Origin of the sequence: Pseudomonas sp. AA-38 (genome assembly GCF_029457475.1) — a bacterium.
Lineage (GTDB): Bacteria > Pseudomonadota > Gammaproteobacteria > Pseudomonadales > Pseudomonadaceae > Aquipseudomonas.
The window spans coordinates 1530536-1543946 of record NZ_CP120359.1 but is presented as its reverse complement, the minus strand read 5'-3'; the positions used below and the strand labels follow the sequence as shown (position 1 = coordinate 1543946).

14 protein-coding genes are annotated in these 13411 nt (G+C 66.0%); 1 reads left to right on the top strand and 13 read right to left on the bottom strand.

The window, feature by feature from the left end:
* Positions 1 to 29: 29 nt before the first annotated feature.
* From PVE35_RS07050 to PVE35_RS07015, 8 genes are all read right to left on the bottom strand, one after another.
* On the bottom strand, positions 30 to 779 hold the full coding sequence (locus PVE35_RS07050) for a TIGR03747 family integrating conjugative element membrane protein (RefSeq protein WP_238955007.1): 750 nt from the start codon (positions 777 to 779) through the stop codon (positions 30 to 32).
* Entirely contained in the window at positions 776 to 2935 is a 2160-nt protein-coding gene (gene traD / locus PVE35_RS07045) for a type IV conjugative transfer system coupling protein TraD (protein ID WP_151181682.1), read from the bottom strand. Before traD ends, PVE35_RS07050 begins: the two co-directional genes overlap by 4 nt.
* A gap of 10 nt (positions 2936 to 2945) precedes the next feature.
* Complete coding sequence (locus PVE35_RS07040; RefSeq protein ID WP_151181683.1) at positions 2946 to 3497, bottom strand: integrating conjugative element protein; 552 nt, start codon at positions 3495 to 3497, stop codon at positions 2946 to 2948.
* Positions 3494 to 4072 carry a transglycosylase SLT domain-containing protein gene (locus PVE35_RS07035; RefSeq protein WP_151181684.1) on the bottom strand — a complete coding sequence of 193 codons (579 nt, stop codon included), beginning with the start codon at positions 4070 to 4072 and terminating at the stop codon, positions 3494 to 3496. Before PVE35_RS07035 ends, PVE35_RS07040 begins: the two co-directional genes overlap by 4 nt.
* Positions 4057 to 4788 (bottom strand): TIGR03759 family integrating conjugative element protein, encoded by a 732-nt coding sequence (locus PVE35_RS07030; RefSeq protein WP_151181685.1) that lies wholly within the window; start codon positions 4786 to 4788, stop codon positions 4057 to 4059. Before PVE35_RS07030 ends, PVE35_RS07035 begins: the two co-directional genes overlap by 16 nt.
* A gap of 29 nt (positions 4789 to 4817) precedes the next feature.
* Positions 4818 to 5465: a hypothetical protein gene (locus PVE35_RS07025; RefSeq protein ID WP_277374221.1), complete on the bottom strand. Its 648-nt coding sequence runs from the start codon at positions 5463 to 5465 to the stop codon at positions 4818 to 4820.
* Entirely contained in the window at positions 5462 to 6046 is a 585-nt protein-coding gene (locus PVE35_RS07020; protein ID WP_277374220.1) for a PilL N-terminal domain-containing protein, read from the bottom strand. The genes PVE35_RS07025 and PVE35_RS07020 overlap by 4 nt, the downstream gene beginning before the upstream one ends.
* Before the next feature lie 179 nt (positions 6047 to 6225).
* Positions 6226 to 6822 carry an XRE family transcriptional regulator gene (locus tag PVE35_RS07015; RefSeq protein WP_150084296.1) on the bottom strand — a complete coding sequence of 199 codons (597 nt, stop codon included), beginning with the start codon at positions 6820 to 6822 and terminating at the stop codon, positions 6226 to 6228.
* A 111-nt stretch (positions 6823 to 6933) separates the two neighbouring features.
* On the opposite strand from PVE35_RS07015, the gene panE reads away from it, so the two are divergent.
* Positions 6934 to 7860 (top strand): 2-dehydropantoate 2-reductase, encoded by a 927-nt coding sequence (panE, locus tag PVE35_RS07010; RefSeq protein WP_150084298.1) that lies wholly within the window; start codon positions 6934 to 6936, stop codon positions 7858 to 7860.
* 93 nt (positions 7861 to 7953) lie between these two features.
* Here the strand turns inward: panE and PVE35_RS07005 are convergent, their stop codons facing one another.
* The 5 genes from PVE35_RS07005 to PVE35_RS06985 form a co-directional block, all read right to left on the bottom strand.
* Positions 7954 to 10224 carry a helicase-related protein gene (locus PVE35_RS07005; protein WP_277374219.1) on the bottom strand — a complete coding sequence of 757 codons (2271 nt, stop codon included), beginning with the start codon at positions 10222 to 10224 and terminating at the stop codon, positions 7954 to 7956.
* A 110-nt stretch (positions 10225 to 10334) separates the two neighbouring features.
* The gene (locus PVE35_RS07000; protein WP_032963631.1) at positions 10335 to 10640 is read right to left on the bottom strand and encodes a hypothetical protein; all 306 of its coding nucleotides are present in this window, start codon (positions 10638 to 10640) and stop codon (positions 10335 to 10337) included.
* 102 nt (positions 10641 to 10742) lie between these two features.
* Positions 10743 to 11852, bottom strand: coding sequence for a DUF6094 domain-containing protein (locus PVE35_RS06995; RefSeq protein WP_150084517.1), 1110 nt, complete (start codon positions 11850 to 11852; stop codon positions 10743 to 10745).
* A gap of 78 nt (positions 11853 to 11930) precedes the next feature.
* Positions 11931 to 12581, bottom strand: coding sequence for a hypothetical protein (locus PVE35_RS06990; protein WP_150084300.1), 651 nt, complete (start codon positions 12579 to 12581; stop codon positions 11931 to 11933).
* Between the two features lie 430 nt (positions 12582 to 13011).
* Positions 13012 to 13293 carry a hypothetical protein gene (locus tag PVE35_RS06985; protein WP_150084302.1) on the bottom strand — a complete coding sequence of 94 codons (282 nt, stop codon included), beginning with the start codon at positions 13291 to 13293 and terminating at the stop codon, positions 13012 to 13014.
* Positions 13294 to 13411: the final 118 nt, after the last annotated feature.

The window sequence follows — 13411 nt, the reverse complement described above, 5'->3', positions numbered from 1 at the left end:
GGTTACTCTTATGCGCCATTCGCGCGTTCTTACAGGTACTTCTTGAATGTCGCCGCCGCAATGCACACCGCCACGCCGAGCAGTGCGGCGCTGGGCAGCAGGATCAGCAGCGGGTTCATGCTGACCGGTAGCGCCAGGTAGGTCACCCACGGGAGTACCGCCAGCGGGATCAGGCTGGCCCTGGCGCGGTGATAAACGAACCCGGACTCGCGCCCCGCGCCGAAGCGGCGGATGTCCCGGCGCACCAGACCATCCACCAGCCCGACGAACGCGGTCATCAGGAACAGCGGCAGGGTCAGGCACAGCACCAGCAGCCGCACGAGGAAGATCAGCGTCGTATAAGCCGCCGCGATCAGGTAGCTCTCCACGTTCACGTAGACCAGGCCAATGTAATAGCGGAAAGCCTTGGTCGGGCGATGGCTGCCGGCGCTAGCCTGCGCCGAGGCGTCGCGCATCCAGTCCAACAAGCCCGTCTTCACGAAAACCCACTCGTAGGTGCCCTCCACCAGCCAGCGCGCGGTGCGTCCCGGCTCCTGCACAACGGCGCTCCGGGTGAAATGGGTGGAGAGCTGGTTCAGTTCGTAGTCGAGCATGCCCTGCGCGTGGCGCCAGCCCTGATCGGGCCAGAACAGGTGCATACCAACGCATTCGATGACGATGGACAGCAGCAGCGAGGCGACCAGCACGCCGAACAGGCGCCATGGCAGCGTGACCACGCTGGCGACCAGTCCGCGTTGGCGTGCCTGCTGTCGCTCGGCGGTCGCGGCGGGCTCTTTCACGATAGCGCCTCTTTATCCGGCGTGCCTTCTTGCACGTCCTCGGCCAGATCCGCTGGCAACGCGTCGTCGTCGTGCAACCGGGGCAGTCCGTTGCTCTCCCACCATTCGCCCGCCTCGGCGTAGTGCTGGCGCATGTAGCCGGCCAGTTGTTGCAGGTCCCGGGGCATAGCTTCGTCCGGATCGGGCGCCGGCAACGGCATGCGGACCTTCCACAGGTTACCGCCTTCGATGAGGGCGAAACACTGCCCCTTGGGCAGGCCGACCACGTGCGCAGGCTCGATGAGTGGCACGCTCGACGTGCTGATGCGGTCCTGCGCGTTGCTGGTGAAGTCGGTCGAACCGTGGATGTCGGAACTGTCGGTGGCGCCGCTGACCAGCGTGGTGGTGTAGACCTCCACCTTCGGCAGTTGTCGTGTCAGCAGTTCGGCGGTGGCGGTCTCGCGCACCCGCAGCATGAACAGGTTGTTGAAGTTGCCGATGACCTGGCCGGCCTTGGCGCGATTGCCGATGCGCGCCTCGATGTCCGAGAGCGTCTGCGTATAGGCCGTGACCTGCATGCCTGCACCGCCACCCTTGTTGATGAGCGGGATGAACTCATCGCCCATCAGTTCGTTGAACTCGTCCGCATGGACATTGATGGCGACCTTGGCATTGGCCGATGCTCCAGGCAAGCCGTCGTCGATGCCGTGCTTGTAGATGTGCCCCGCTACCGACACGAGGTCGCTGAACATGCTGTTGCCGACGGCCGCCGCCACTTCGGCGTCGGACAGCGCATCCAGCCCCACATAGACCACGGCCCGCTTCCTGATGATTTGCATCCAGTCGAAGATCGGGCGCGGGTCGCACAGGTCGGAATAGTTCGGCGCGAGCAGTTGCGCGATCTTGCCGGTGGTGAGCTTCTCCAGCAGCGGCAACAGCGAAGCGACGATCTTGTCGAAGTAGGTGCGGTCGTAGCGCACCGCGGAGCGCAGGCCGTCGAGCACGGCGTCATAGGTTCGTGTCTGCGACAGGTACTGCTCCAGTGCCACCACCCGCTTCTCTCGCCCGACCATGTGGCGCGGGATGGTCTTGTCGTTGAGGCGTCCTTCGAGCTGGACGATCACCTCCCAGGCCTTGGGCTCGGTTCGGGCAAAGAAGTGCTGGGCGTACTCGATGAACAGCGCGTCGATGTTGACGACGTGGCGCTGGATCAGCAGGTAGTCTGGCCGCTGCCCCAGTTCCACCAGGGCACGCGCGATGATGTTGACGAAGCGCCAGGCGAACTCTCGGAACGCGGCGCTGTTGCCCTCGCCGGAAAGCTGCCCCGCGATGCGGGTGGCGACTTCCGAGATGCGCCCGAACCGGCCCACGGCGTTGTAGCGTGCCGAGATGTCGGGCCAGCCCAGGTGGAACACGTACATCTCGCCTTCGCGTCCGGCGCGCCGGGCCTCGACATACATGCGCTTGAGCAGGTCGGCATCGCCCTTGGGATCGAAGACGATCACCACCTCGTGCTCGCCATGGACCTTGCGGCGGATGTCCTGCGTGATGAACAGTTCGGCCAGGCGCGTCTTGCCCACGCGCGTGGTACCGAGCACCAGGGTGTGGCCCACACGCTCGCCCAGCGGCAGGGTGACGTCGGTCTCGTGCGGCTCGATGCCATGCAGGCGCGGCATGCCACCCACTGGCGGCAAAGGCCGGACCGGGTTGAGCGGGTTGTCCCAGGCCAATGCCCGCGCCAGCCTAGGCAGCGGCGGCGGCGCGAACTCCAGCCGCTCCTCCAAGCGGCGCGCCAGGCGGTAGAACGTCGTCGGTTCGGCGTAGCGCCGGAACTCGGGCTTGTAGGTCTGCGTTAGCCGATGGGTGTGTCGTTGTTCCCAGCGGAAGCCACGCCCAACGAACAGGCGGTACTGGCTCACTGGCACGTCGCGGCTCGTCATCACGTAGCGTGGCAGACGACGGATGTGGCGGCGGTAGCGCAGGATGGCCCAGGCGTCGCGCAGGCGGACCGCGCCGAAGGCCAGGAAGGCCAGCGCGCTGCCGAGGCCGAGTACCGGATTCAACGCGAGCGACCACGGTGCCACCACGCACATCACCGCGGCGCCTGCGCATACGGCAACGGTGTATAGCTCCACTGCTGGCCGCAGCAGGACTTCGACGGCGTGCGGCTGGGCCATCGGGCAGTTCTCACTGTTCGATGCCGGTGGCGGTCACCAGCACCGGGTAGTGGCGCAGCCCCAGGCGCTCGGCCAGTTCGTCCCCGGACGCCGGTGCCAGCATCAGCCCGGGCGCCAGGGAACGCAGCGCTGCCAGTGCCTGCGGTGACTCGACCTGGACCACCAACCCCACGGCCCCGAGCTCGCGCAGCGCCGGGGCACGCTGGCGCAGCCAGGCATGGGAGCGCTGGTCATCACCAACCAGGAACATCGGCGTGAGCCCCGGCGCCTGGATCGCCCGGGGAGCCACATCGCCAGGGGCCAAATGGGCCGAACGCACCGGCAGCATGGCCGCCTCGCCAGAAGGCCCTTCGGGCAGGCGTGGCATCTCGATCCTGGGAGATGACCTGCTTCCGGTGCGCGGTTGCAGGTCCAGGGCTTGGTAGTAAGGCAACGCGGAGGCACCGCCGTGATCCTCGACGACGATCAAGGGCGGCGATTGTCCGAAAGCGGCTGGCACGGACACGAGCGGCAGCAAGCCGATCAGCCACCGCGTAGCGGGACGGAAGATTCGAGGCTTCATGGCAGGGTTCTCCGGGTATCCGAGCCCCGCGCTGGCTCGCCCAGTACGCGGGCCAAGTGGCGGCCAACACTCTGGCGGTAGCGCGCAGCGGGTGCGCCACCAGCGGGACGGTGGTAGCGGCCGATCGTGATCAGCCAGTCCTGGCCAGGCGCGTGCTGCTCGCGCAGGATCTGCGCGGCCAGCGCCAGGTTCCGATAGGGATCGAGCAGTTCGCAGGGGTGGTCGTAGCGGTGACGCTGGTAGCCCAAATTGATCTGGCCCAGGCCAGCGTCGATGCGGGTGCGCGGCACGTCACGCAATGCCTGGTGCAGGCCGGCGCAGGCCTCGGTACGGGTGGCGAATCGACGCGATGCCCCGGCCACGTTGAGCGTCCAGGGCCAGGGCACGAGGCGGCCGTGGTACTGGGCGCCACTCTCCTGCAAGGCCACGGCGTAAAGCACCTCCGCCGGGATGCCCGCGCGCTGTGCCGCGAACTGGTAGGCCGGCGGCGGGACCTCCCCCGCCTTCGCCTGGCCGAGTGCCCAGCAAGCCAGCAGCAGGAGCGGGAGACGCGCGAGGCCTACTGTCGCTGCCATTGGCCGCCGACCTGGCGCACGACGGCGGGCAGTTCGCCCTGCAGGCCGAGGGACAGCCAGCGGCCACCGTCATGGTTGAGAGTGATGTACCGGGCGCGCACTTTCGCCGGGTCGATACGGGCCCGGCGTGCCCATTCACGGATGCGCGCGTCGTCGGCGCGACTGCCGACGACATAGACATCGAACTCGACGCCCGACGCCTGCAGCCGCTGCACGGCCTGGTCGCAGGCGGTACAGCCGTCCTTCACGAAGACCGCGGTTCGGTCGGTGCCTGATGCGATGGTGGTGCCCGCGCCGGTCGGCTTGGCACCGGGTAGGTTGACCCTCGCCATGCCCGGCGCGATCCGTTGCCAAGCGGCGTCGTAGGCACGCTGGTAGGCCAGCGTCTTCTCGACCCGCCGGGCTTCGGCCCGAACCTGCAATTCCGCATAGCGGCGGCGCTCCTCGTCGGAACGTGCTTCGATGCCGAGGGCGGTGAGCGGGTCGAGGCTGGGCGAGTAGACGCCCAGCGGCCCCTGCATCAACTCGCGATAGCGCGTCCATTCGTCCGTGTGCAGCCCCCAGTCCTGCGCCCGCTGTTCGTCGCTGCGAGCGATGGCCGCAGGCGCTTCACGGCTCGGCGCCGTCCTGGCTGCGGTGGTTGCGCCGGTGGGCAGCGCGAGCGCCGCCTGCATGGCGGAGGCAGCCAGCAATGCAACCAGCAACGGCGGGGTCAAGTGGCGCGGGACCATCGGTGTGGGCCTCCTTATCGGGGCGGGATGGGCAGCCGGCGGATCTCGTCCCCCTGCCGGAAGACGGCGCCATCGCGCTCGATCCCGTCCAGTCGCCAGCCACCCTCCGACTCTCCGGCGCGCAGCAGGCGGACATCGGCCAGCCCGGTGCCATCGGCAGGCATCACCGACACGAAGTGTTCTCCCGCACGCAGTTCCACTCCGATCAGGCGGAATGAAGGCTCAACAGGCTGGGGTTGGGCCGCCACGGGTTGGGATGGCCGTGGTGCGGGCAGCTTGGGCTGGCGCGAGACCGGGCGGGCTTCCAGTCGCGTGACGCGGGTTTCCAATGCGTGCAGCGCATCGGTGGCAATGTGATGGGCCTGCGCCTGCTCGAGCGCCGCCAGCCGCTGGTCCAACGCCGCGGTGTCCTGCTCGTAGCGCGCCTGCGGCAAGGCGGCGGGCTGAGTGTGGCGTTGTTCGATCCGATGCGATAGGCCATCCACTCGGGATTCGAGCAGGGACACCTGCGCGGTGGGCGCGAAGGCCTGGGTCTGTTCCACCAGCCCGGACAAGGCCATGTGATCCACCAGCACCACCGCGCTGACGAGCAACAACCAGGTTGCGGCCGCGACCCGCAGCAGCGTCGTGCGCTGGCCCGTCGCTGAGTCCCGGATGGTCATGGCGAAACCTCCCGGATCGGCGGAGGGCTCTCCGCCGAACGGTTGATTTCCGGTGGCTTGGGCTCGTGCGGCGTATGAGCCTCCCTGAGGCTGCGGATGAAGCACACCTTCCGCTCACCGTCGTCGACCTGCAGATCCCAGACGGGGCCGGCCAGTGTCAAGAGCGCATCGCGCAGCAGGACCGGGCCGAGCCGGTAGTGAGCCGCCGGCAGCGGCAAGGCCAGCAGATCGGCGGACTGCTCATCGCACAGCCGGTAGCCGGAACGCAGAACGAGGTGCCTGAGGGCATCCCCGACGGTGGCGCCCAGCGTGCCGGGGATCTCCACATCCACCACCTGCAGCAACAGGTCGTGCTGGGCCGCCGTGGGCGCGAGTTCGACCAGGGTGTAGCGGCCATACCGCGTCACTGGCACGAACTCCGCCACGGCCTCGGGCGCGATGTCGGTGGCTTCGGATGCCGGTGCTGGCGGCACGGTGTGCGTCATCGCGCAGCCGCTGGCCATGGCGGCCAGGAGCAAGCCGGGCAGACGGATCAGGTGGCTGCGTCCGGCGATACGGAAGGGCTGGCGGGATGGGCGCATGGATCGGTGTCCTGAAACAACGAGCCATTACCATCGCCGTGCAGGCCCTTTGTCACAGCAAACAAAGCGAATCCGTCGGCTCCCGATTTGCCGAAAGCAATGCCGGCAACCACGCGGTTGCTGGGATGCATGTCGGGATCATGCCGCGGCGAATGGTCGTGCCGGGGCGATCTCGCCGCCTAACGCCGCGTCCGATCGTTGATCACGATATAGAAGACAGCCGGCTCGCCGCCTTCATTGCGGAACTCATGCACGCAATCCGAAGGAAAGAACAACGTATCTCCGGCAGCGACGTCGAAGCGCCTTCCGTCGATGACCACGGTAAGCGCCCCCTCATGCACGACGAGAAACTCCTCCACGCCCGCATGGTGCGGGGGGAACTCGACGGACTTGCCCGGAGGCAACACGTTGAAGGCCAGATCGACCGCGCCATCCTCGAACAGCGGCGAAAGAGAACGGCGTTCAAAGCCGGAAGCGGGGTCGTGATAGACCGCCTGGCGCTCCCTGCCATGCAGCCTGGGCTGGCGCGCATGGAATCCCCCCAGGAGTTGAGACAGGCTGACCTGCAGTGCGGCGGCAAGCTTGCCCAGCACCGTGGCAGTGGGAACCGAGGCGCCACGTTCGATCTTGGAGATCATCGCGCGGCTCACGCCCGACAACGCCCCGAGCCGATCAAGGGTGAGCTGCGCCTCCAGACGCAGACGTCGAAGATTGGCTGGGAGCGCTTCGGCGCGCTCACCTTGCGGCCTGGTCGGGGGAGCGGAGGAGTTCGGCATGGGCCGCGATCAAGTCAGGATGAATGCGTGGGGTCCCGATGGCGCTGAAATCGATCGCGCCACGAATTTCTACTATAGTAGAAATTCTCAAATTCAAACAGGAGCATGGCCATGCGTCTTCTGGTGCTGGGTGCAGGTGGGATCGGGGGCTATTTCGGCGGGCGTCTGGCCGCGGCCGGCGTGGACGTGCGTTTCCTGGTCCGGCCGAGACGCGCCGCACAACTCGCCGAGACCGGGCTCGTCATCAAGAGCCCTTTGGGTGACCTGACCCTTACCGTGAAAACAGTCGTCGAGGCACCGCCGTCCGTGGATGTCGTGCTGCTGGCCTGCAAGGCCTACGATCTTGAGGGCGCGATGGCCGCCATCGCGCCGGCCATCGGCCCCTCGACATGCATCGTTCCGCTGCTCAATGGGGTGCGGCATCTGGATCACCTGGATGCGCGCTTCGGCGCCAAGCGCGTTCTGGGCGGCCTGTGCCACATCGGTGTTGCGCTCGGCCCGGCCGGTGAAATCCAGCATCTCAACACGCTGCAGCGCCTCGCCCTCGGTGCACGCACCCACAGCCAGCAGGACGCGGCGCAGGCGCTGCATGAATTGGTGGAGCGCGGCGGTTTCGCACCGGTGTTGAGCCAAGACATCCTGCAGGAGATGTGGGAGAAGTTCGTATTCCTCACGACCTATGCCGGCATGACCACGCTGATGCGCGCGCCCGTTGGCGCAATCGTGCAGGCACAAGATGGCGAAGCGCTGGTGCGCCAGATGCTTGGCGAATGCGTGGCGACCGCCGCCGCCTCAGGGTACATCCCATCGCAGGACGCCTATGCCCGCATGTTCACAACGTTGTCCGAGCGCGGGTCCACCGGCACCGCATCAATGCTGCGCGATCTGCAACGTGGTGGCCCCACCGAGCATGAGCACATCATTGGGGACATGCTGCGTCGTGCGCATGAAGCTCGACTGGATGCGCCGCTGCTGAGGGTGAGCCTTGCACACATGCAGGCCTACGAGGCGACCCGCATGGCCCATGGCGGTGGATGAGGCCCTGTCTTCCGCTTCCCGGATCGATGTCACCGTCTGGATGACCAAAAAAGAACGGCTCCCGGAGGAGCCGTTGAAGTGAAGCAGTGAGGTTCAGCACACCAACTGTCGTGCCAGCGCGACTTCCACCGAGTCTCCGTCCTGATTCAGGACATCAAGCCCGGACTCCGGCACGTCGCCCGACGTGCTTTGCGACACCATGATCTTCCGGGCCATCAACCCCAGGCAGGTCATCTGCGAGGAGTTGGCGTAGCCCAGGTAGATCACGCGCACCGGCTGCTTCTGGCCGATGCGCCATGAGCGCCGGGCGGCCTGCTGCAGCGAATACACGTTGTAGCCGGACTGGAGGAATACGATGGTCGGGAACTCCAGCAGGTCCAGGCCGGTTTTCACCAGCTCGGGATTGGTGATGAGCACGTCGATGCCACGGTCCAACTGCTCGGCGATCCAGTCCTCGCGGCGGGAAGCATCCACGCTCGCGCGCAGTACCGCCACCTTGAAGCCTTCCTGCTCCAGCAGCACCCTCAAGCGCGACGTGGTGTCGCGCGTGCCGGTGTAGACCGAATAGACCAGGGTCTTGCGACCCTCTGCCTTCTCCCGCTTGCAGATCTCGATCAGCTCGCGTTCCTTAGGCATCACCTCCAGCTCGTTGAACTGAGCCGGCACGAACGCCAAGGTGCTGCGCGTGCGCGGATGCACCACCGTCTCCGACCGGAAGCAGCAGTCCGGCCAGGCCAGCAGCACGTTGAGGACCACACCGAGCAGCGTCGTGTCGCGCTTCGCCAGGGCCTGCTTCAGCTCCTGGGTCAGGCGACCCGCCAGATCGCGGTAGGCCGCGGCTTGCGCCGTGTCCATCGCGACTTCGCGGAACTCCTCGTCGTAGGGCGGCAGCACGTTGCCACCGATGTCCTTCAACTTGAGGAAGACCGTGAACGGCAGGACGCAACGCAGCACGCCCTTGGGACCGAAACCCGGCGCCTTGACCGTGCGCACCGATACCTTGGTGCCTTTGGCCGTCTTGTGCGCCGTGCCGGTGCTCTCGGAGTAGATGTCCTTCAAGACACCGTGATCGCGCATGAACGCCATCGCGGCCGACGTCATGCTGCCGCTCTTCGTCGGCCGGTAGCCGTCTTCGATCATCCGCCCCGGCAGGGCTCGGAACAGCAGGTGGAACAGGTCGTCGCCGTAGCCGCCCATCAGTGTGCCGGTGAGCAGCAGCGTCTTGCGCGCCTTGGCCGCCAACACCCCCATGGCCTGGCCCTGTGCGGAGCCGCCGTTCTTGTACTCGTGTGCCTCGTCGGCGATGAGCAGGTCGAACGTGCCTTGGGGAAGCTGCCTCTTGATGAACTCGGACGGCTGGTAGCCGCCCTCGCCGAAGCCGAACTCCATGTTGGCCATCGCGCGTTCCATGCGATGGGCTTGCCGGTCCGAGAAGACCAGCTCGCCGTTGCCATCCATCAGGTTGATGAACTCGTGGATGTTGTCCCCGAGCATCGACGCGAGGAAGGCGTCACCGAACTTCTGCATCAGCTTCTGCGCGGTGACTTCGCCTATGGTAGGAATGCGCTTCAGTGCCTTGAGCACGGTCGAGGACTGGTCGCTGGCGGACAGGCCTCTCGGACGGATCAACGACCACAGGGGCGCACGGCAGTGGCAGCACTTGCGGCGGGACTCCTCGGCTTCGAGTTCGACCGGGTTGATCGGCTCGCCGTCGAGGTCGGTGATGACATGCCCGCAATCCGGGCAGGCCCCCACGTCGCCGTGAGGCGTGCGCCGCCGAACGAAGACAGGTTTCCAGTGGAACCCCATCCGCATCCGCACGCGGCCCAGGACGAAGAACTCCTGGCCCTGGGCCGGCACGCCCAACTGCTCGCGCAGTTTCAGCAGCTTGACCAGCGTGTCCGGGCCGTTGAGCACCCAGACCTTGGCACCGGCCACCGTCTCCTGAATCTCGCGCCGCCACTTGTAGACCAGGTGGGGTGGCGAGAGCACCAGGGTACGGCGGTAGCCTTCGGCGTTGAGCACGGCTGCGGTGGCAATACCCACCGTCGTCTTGCCGCAGCCCATCTCGCCATTGACGATCGCGGCACGTTCGCCGCGGTCGACCAGTAGCTCGGTGACGGCATGGACCACATCGGCTTGCGCCGGGAACAGCTTGCGCTTGAGCGCGGCGAGGATCAGTTGCCGATGCACCCGCACCTGGCCGGTGTAGACCGGAGGATTGGCGTGGTTGAGCGAATCAAGCAGCTCGTCGCCGAACTCCGATACGAAGTCCTGAAGGCTGAGTGTGAGAGGAGAAGATGCCGCTTCGAGCAGGTCTCCCTGCACGGCGGTTTCGGGAACGGTTTCGAGATCGAGGGACATGGTGATGCTCCAAGGCAATGGGGCATGCACCTCCCCCACGGGGCGGTGACATGCCCCTGGGTGGGAAGAAAGACGCGGCAAAGAAAACTGTAGGTGCCGCTGGATGCGGATCAGTATTCGCTGGGCAACAGCAGCGTGGTGACGCTGCGATCCCATTCCGTGATGATCCAGAGCTTCAGGTCGCGCGTGACCTGGTAGGACGAGAACAGACGATCCTCGCCAGACTTCAGCGCGGCGTCGTTCTGCCGCCGATCGCTGTCGTCCAGGTCGCCCCAGTCGCCATGAAGATGGCGGCGCAGGTACGGCGCGGGGTCGAGCCGGCCCTGCCGGACCAGTTCGTCGACGCCGGCGGTCATGACCACCTGCCCGGGGGAAAAGCGTGCTTGTGACGCGAGGTTGAGGATTGCGAGTGCCATGGTGGTTTCTCCTTCTGGAAGAAGGGGCCACGGCACCCCCATCGGGGCAACGTGACCCCGGTGGGTGGATGAAAGCGACGGCGAACCGTCAGGGAACAGCGATCAGCGGATGGTCAGCACTTCGCCCCACGTGGGCGAGCCCAGCGTCAAGTCCCATGCACGAATGACCGGCACGAACTTGTCGGTGAGGATGCGCGTCTCGGCCACGGAGCCGTCGTCGCGTTCGGTGTATTCCGTCTGGAGGGTCTTCTCCTTGTGGGTATCACCTTTGACGACGAGCACGCGCCCGCTCTTGGACTTCACTACGCCGGAGATCGCGCCTGCGGCCAAGGCCAAGGCGAGATGCCAGTGCGACAAGGCCCGCGCGGGCGGACGCAGCGATTGCTGCGCGGCGCCCAGGTGCGTATCGAGCGCCGGCCAGAGACCTTGCAGCCGGCCGACTTCATCGGCGAACTGCTCGGGCTCCATCGTCACGCGATAGAAGTGCTCCGGCTCGGCCGGGCTGGCAGGGACGGTGTACGGCAGGAACGGCCATTCGGGCGGCAGCTCCTCGGCTTCGGCGTCACCCTGTCCGATCTGCAGCAGCAGACCGCGCAAGGACTTGGCCGACTCCGATGCCTGGTCGCGTTGACGAATCCTGCGACCGAAGATCACCACCTGCTTGAACTGCGTTTCCACCGCACGGTAGATGCGCAGGTCGGCGAAGTGGCGCGTCAGCCATCCGACCAGCTCGGCATCGAGCACGTAGGACGGCACGATGAAGATCAGCACGCCGCCGTACTGCAGCAGCGGCAGCGCGCGCTGATAGAAGAGCTTCTCCAGCCGCGCACGGCCCTGACCCTGATAGCCGATGTTGCCGTTCACGTCCTTGCTCAGGTCGCCATACGGCGGGTTCAGCCACAGCAGCCCGAAGGACTGGCGCGAGATCAGCGTGTCCATCAGGTCACCTTGGATGCAGCGATCGACCAGTTGCCGTGCGTGGCGGGCGCGCTCGGCGTCGTACTCGACGGCGAAGGCCTGGACCTGCTCGCGCCCGAGGGCGTGAGCGGCTTCGGCGATCGCCACGCCTTCGCCGGCGCAGGGATCGAGGATGGACATGGCGCCGGGAGACGGCGCCAGTGCGGACAAGGCCCGCTCCAGCGTCGGTTCGTCGGTGGGGAAGTAGCCGTTACGGATGAAATTGCGCGCCAGGCGCGGAAACATGAGTGTCATGGATTTCTCCTGGTGATGGATGAGGGAAGGCGGGCACGCGCGGCGGGCACGCGCGGCGCGCATGCCCGTGGGGATGGCTCACGCCACACGCCGAAGCGGTGCGTTCGCGGCCAGTTCGTATTGCGTGGCGCCGAGGGTGCCGTTGCGGATCAGCTCGCCCAACGCCTTCGTCAGCGCCGGGACATCGAGGGCCAGCCGATGGCCTTCCAGCGGCCCGAGGGCCAAGGGAAGACCGGTCAGCATCCGCCGTGTCTGCAACAGCTCCAGCACGGTGTCGCGCCAGTGGTCGAGCAGTGGCAGCGGACAGGTGTCCTGCACCAGGGTCCACAGCCGGTCGAGCCGGTGAGCGGAATCCCTGGGCAGCAGCGCCAGCGCGCTGGCGTTGGCCTTGTCTGGCTTCACGCAGCGACGATCGAACAGCCACACATTCGTCAGCGAACCGAACAGCGTTCGCCGATAGGCGCGGGTGATGCGCTTTTCCAGGTTCTCGACGTTGCCGACGAAGACCTGGATGGATGCGCCCTGCTCGGTGATGACGTGGAACTGATCCAGTCCCTGTTCATCCCGGCCGAGGGTCAGGCGGGCGAGGAACTCCTGAACGGCGGTGTCGCGCGCCCAGATCGAGAGAAAGACGAGATTGCCCTGCTCGTCACCGACGTAACCGTCGGCCATGAGGTCGGGGCATTCGTCGATGCGGTACAGCGTCTTGGAAGGATGGGTGACAGGCATGCTGTGGTCCTCGAAGGAATCGGAGACAGCACCGCCCGCCGGGGCAATTGCTGCCCCAAGGGGTGGAAGAAAGCGCCGGGAACGGCTTGGCGAAGAGAACGACCTGTGCATCGCAACGCACCGTAGCCTCAAAGGTCTTGGCTACCTGGGCATGTTGTCGGCAACGCCGACGGACATGAGGGCAGATTGCTTCAGGTGATCAATGGGCCGTAGCGAAAAACCGCTTTGCAGTGTGCCCTTGTTCACCTGCTTGGCCCCGATACCCTGAGGAGGGCGCTGGCCAGCAATGCCCTCTCCTCAGTTCGCGGTAGCGCGGTTCGGCAACCCGGGCGAGACGAAGGCAGATCGCCAGAAGCGGACAGTCGCCGACGTTGCAGTCTAAACTGCCGGTAACTGCCGCTAGGAGGCACTTTGGCGTGAGCCGCGAGTGTTATGCCCCACCGAAGCCGGCTGCTCCTAAGTAATTTTTCGCAAGCGATTCGGCCTCCTCGGCTGCGCGAACGATGCTGATCTGGTCGTTCTGGACCTTTTGCTTCACCCGCATGTAGGTATTGAAGCTGTCCCAGGTTTCGCCGGCTGCGTCAAGCTCATTTTCAACAATCGCCTTCACGACCTGCGGATCGCGATAGCGCTCTTGCAGACGATTAAAGGCTCGCACTTCCAGCGCTTCACCGGCAGTGCCGGAAACTGTTTTGACAACGTTCGTGAGCATATGTTTACTCCTTATGTAGGTAGGGTCGGCGCGGTATCGTCGCCGGCCCTGCATTTGCTTCATCTGGTTGGATGACGCGTCGACGTCGGGGCGTCGACAATGCGATATTTGCCGCTCA

What these genes read in the sequence shown, in the direction of transcription:
- PVE35_RS07015 (WP_150084296.1), bottom strand. Translation starts at nt 6,822, where the DNA reads ATGCCGAACTCCTCCGCTCCCCCGACCAGGCCGCAAGGTGAGCGCGCC.
- panE (WP_150084298.1), top strand. Translation starts at nt 6,934, where the DNA reads ATGCGTCTTCTGGTGCTGGGTGCAGGTGGGATCGGGGGCTATTTCGGC.
- PVE35_RS06995 (WP_150084517.1), bottom strand. Translation starts at nt 11,852, where the DNA reads ATGACACTCATGTTTCCGCGCCTGGCGCGCAATTTCATCCGTAACGGC.
- traD (WP_151181682.1), bottom strand. Translation starts at nt 2,935, where the DNA reads ATGGCCCAGCCGCACGCCGTCGAAGTCCTGCTGCGGCCAGCAGTGGAG.
- PVE35_RS06985 (WP_150084302.1), bottom strand. Translation starts at nt 13,293, where the DNA reads ATGCTCACGAACGTTGTCAAAACAGTTTCCGGCACTGCCGGTGAAGCG.
- PVE35_RS06990 (WP_150084300.1), bottom strand. Translation starts at nt 12,581, where the DNA reads ATGCCTGTCACCCATCCTTCCAAGACGCTGTACCGCATCGACGAATGC.
- PVE35_RS07000 (WP_032963631.1), bottom strand. Translation starts at nt 10,640, where the DNA reads ATGGCACTCGCAATCCTCAACCTCGCGTCACAAGCACGCTTTTCCCCC.
- PVE35_RS07040 (WP_151181683.1), bottom strand. Translation starts at nt 3,497, where the DNA reads ATGAAGCCTCGAATCTTCCGTCCCGCTACGCGGTGGCTGATCGGCTTG.
- PVE35_RS07020 (WP_277374220.1), bottom strand. Translation starts at nt 6,046, where the DNA reads ATGCGCCCATCCCGCCAGCCCTTCCGTATCGCCGGACGCAGCCACCTG.
- PVE35_RS07035 (WP_151181684.1), bottom strand. Translation starts at nt 4,072, where the DNA reads ATGGCAGCGACAGTAGGCCTCGCGCGTCTCCCGCTCCTGCTGCTGGCT.
- PVE35_RS07025 (WP_277374221.1), bottom strand. Translation starts at nt 5,465, where the DNA reads ATGACCATCCGGGACTCAGCGACGGGCCAGCGCACGACGCTGCTGCGG.
- PVE35_RS07005 (WP_277374219.1), bottom strand. Translation starts at nt 10,224, where the DNA reads ATGTCCCTCGATCTCGAAACCGTTCCCGAAACCGCCGTGCAGGGAGAC.